The sequence below is a fragment of the Infirmifilum sp. genome (assembly GCF_049970975.1).
Classification (GTDB): Archaea; Thermoproteota; Thermoprotei; order Thermofilales; family Thermofilaceae; genus Thermofilum; species Thermofilum uzonense.
Genome location: NZ_JBMFLX010000145.1, coordinates 1 through 3,024, shown reverse-complemented (window position 1 = coordinate 3,024; position 3,024 = coordinate 1). Strand labels below are relative to the sequence as shown.

The window sequence follows — 3,024 nt, the reverse complement described above, 5'->3', positions numbered from 1 at the left end:
GCTTTTTGGTTATGAAATTATCTCTATGTTTTTCCCATCCAATTTGTTTTGAATTTTTCCTGGTTTCCCTCTATCTAATGTCGTGAAGGTCTATGGTTGCTTCAAGTATATCCGTGGAGTAGTCGGCTACCCGTCTATAGCTTCCAACAATAGTTCTTATCGTCGTGAGAACCCTAGCGTCCTCAACTGTATAAATGTTTGAGAGCTTCCTCTCCATTTCCTTTATCTCTTCAATCTTAGCGTCTAGGAGATCGTTTGCCTGTTTCTTGTTTCGGTCAAGGAAAGTCTTTACACTCTGCATGAAAAATTCGGTTACAGCTTCACCAAAGTCAAATATGTCCTTTACACCCTTAAAGTCAATGGGAATCTCTTGCAGATGGGTCGCTATAGTTGCGGCGTGATCGCCTATCCTCTCCATATTCTTCAGAACCATACCGTAAGACAGGATCTCCTCGCTTCTTGAGAGACCGATCTCCTCCAGACTCACGTAGCCCTTCAACGCGGTGTTTAGTTGACGGAGCCCATAAAGGTAGAGTTTATCCACTATGTCATCGCGCATTGCAAGCTCTCCAATATAAGTTTTATCCTTAAGCCCCTTCCTGAAGAGCTCGATAGCATCTAGCAACATGCTCTTATCAGTATCCCCCATTTTTTGAATGATGTTTATGAGGGGAAAGTCCCCCACATTAACGAGAACCTGTATTGTCATTTCTCGTGAGTCTTCGTGCAAGACCTCGGCCCCTATAAGCTTCTTTACCGCTATCTCCTTGAGCTTTCCCCTTAAGATGGGATTGTCTTGCTGGAATCTCACATGAATCGTTTTATAGCCTACAAGGTACTTTGACATTATTTCCCTTAAAACAGCTCCTTCAGAGATCTCCTTTTTCACAAATATCTCGGCTACATTCGTAGACTGTAGCTTCTTCCCACTGGGTATGACCCGTATGCTCCCATCGTGCTCCAGCGAGAGTGTAACCATACTGCCTCTGTCTATGCCAACGCTTGAAGCCCACTCCTTGGGTATGGAGATTATGAACGTGGATCCCCCAGTTACTTGTACACGCCTGACAACTCTTTGAGCCGACATGTTCTACCCTAGATATTCTCGTGAAAGTCAATTATATAGTTTTTTGTAGACTATTTGTCTTTTAGAATCAGCCTATAAGGATCTACTAGTACGATCTGAGTATTTATTTTTATGAGAGAATTAGATCTAATAGTTAATAAGAGTATCTCTCCTATTATTTTAAAAAATTATTATTTATTTTGTCCAATGACAATAATTATTCTCCTATACTTTAAAAAATATTAACTGGAGTTATTAAATTCTCTTTATATGTAAAAATTTTGATAAGTATAATAGGGTATATAATGGTGAAGCTATCGCTCCTGCAGAGGAAAAGCCTCTGGCTTTATCATTTCAACTCAGGTGGGTGCAATGGATGCGATATAGAGCTTGTGGCATTTCTCACCTCTAGATACGATCCCGAGCGTCTTGGGGTACAACTAGTTCCTAGCCCCCGCCACGCTGACGTACTTGTTGTTACTGGCCCCGTTACATCTCAAGTCGTGCCGGCTTTACGCTCTATATATGATCAAATTCCTTATCCCAAATATGTTGTAGCCCTAGGTACATGTGCTTGTTCTGGAGGCGTCTTTGCCGACTGTTATAATGTTCTGGGAGGAGCAGGTGAGGTAGTCCCCGTGGACGTCAAGATCCCGGGGTGTCCTGCCAGTCCACGCGCGCTTTTAAAAGCACTATCTAAGGTCGTGGGGGTGTCTAATCATGGGGGGAACACGAGTCCAGAGTAAGAATAGGGTTAGCCTAGACGATTTACTAAAGGAGGTGGAAAAACTAACAAGCTCCGGCTTCACCCACCTAGTAGCTATTACAGCCGTCGATAGAGGAGATAAAATAGAGGTGATATATCATTTCTCAAGCCTTAATGGGTCAATCGTTCATTTATCAGTAGAAGTATCAAAACAAGCACCCGTTGTTCCAACTCTCACATCAATAGTCCCTGGAGCAGCATATTATGAGAGAGAGTCTGAAGAACTCTTCGGCCTTAAAGTAGAAGGGTTGCATAATACCAGCCAGCAACGATTCATACTACCAGACTGTTACCCACAGGACGCTCCACCCCCTCTCCTTAAGGAGGTGAAAAGTGAATCAATCAAAGAAAAAATCGCGAAAACACAAAGTTGCGGCCCAGTACAATTTACACCCTTGGCACCTTTATCCCCTGAGAACGTGGTTCTCCCGCTGGGTCCATATCACCCTGCGTTAAAGGAGCCGGAGCGTTTCAGCTTAATTGTAGAGGGTGAGACTATACGGAAAGCTTACCTGAGGATAGGCTTCGTACACAGGGGGATAGAGAAAGCAGCTGAGGGAAGAACGTATCTCCGCGACATATTCCTTTTAGAAAGGGTTTGTGGGATTTGCAGCACACATCATGCATGGACCTTTGTAGAGGCGGTCGAAAAACTACTCAGCATAGATATACCTAAGCGGGCTCTCTATCTTCGAACACTGATAGCCGAGTTGGAAAGGATACACTCACACTCGTTGTGGCTTGGGCTTGTAGGCTACTGGATGGGGTTTGAGACCATGTTTATGTGGGTGTGGAGCCTACGTGAGACTATTCTAGATTTGCTAGAAGAGGCTACCGGTAACAGAGTACACAAGTCGTTTGTAACCATAGGAGGGGTTCGTAAAGACATAGATGACGCAAAACTGAAGAAGATGTCCCTTAAAGTCGGCGAGTTTTCAAAGCAAATAGAAAATGTTATCGAAACCGCTATGTCTAGCGATCTCTTCGTAGAGAGAACACGAAACATTGGCGTATACACACTAGACCAGGCGCGCAAATATGTGACCGTTGGTCCCGTGAGGCGAGCCGCGGGCGACCCCTACGATATTCGAAAAATAGAACCATATGGAGCCTATGGAGACCTGGAATTTGAGACTATAACCTCAGATAGAGGCGATGTCTATAGTCTGGTATTATGTCGTCTTAAAGAACT

Annotated in this window: 3 protein-coding genes; 2 read left to right on the top strand and 1 reads right to left on the bottom strand. The window is 43.9% G+C overall.

Annotated elements, in window-relative coordinates:
• Window positions 1-70: 70 nt before the first annotated feature.
• Window positions 71-1,087 (bottom strand): PhoU domain-containing protein, encoded by a 1,017-nt coding sequence (locus tag ACP5KC_RS09715; protein WP_424738463.1) that lies wholly within the window; start codon window positions 1,085-1,087, stop codon window positions 71-73.
• Between the two features lie 287 nt (window positions 1,088-1,374).
• Between ACP5KC_RS09715 and ACP5KC_RS09710 the strand changes: the two genes are divergently transcribed.
• The gene (locus tag ACP5KC_RS09710) at window positions 1,375-1,812 is read left to right on the top strand and encodes an NADH-quinone oxidoreductase subunit B family protein (protein ID WP_424740178.1); all 438 of its coding nucleotides are present in this window, start codon (window positions 1,375-1,377) and stop codon (window positions 1,810-1,812) included.
• Window positions 1,787-3,024, top strand: a 1,238-nt coding sequence (locus ACP5KC_RS09705) for an NADH-quinone oxidoreductase subunit C (protein WP_424738458.1), incomplete at its 3' end; no start/stop codon positions are given. The genes ACP5KC_RS09710 and ACP5KC_RS09705, both read left to right, overlap by 26 nt.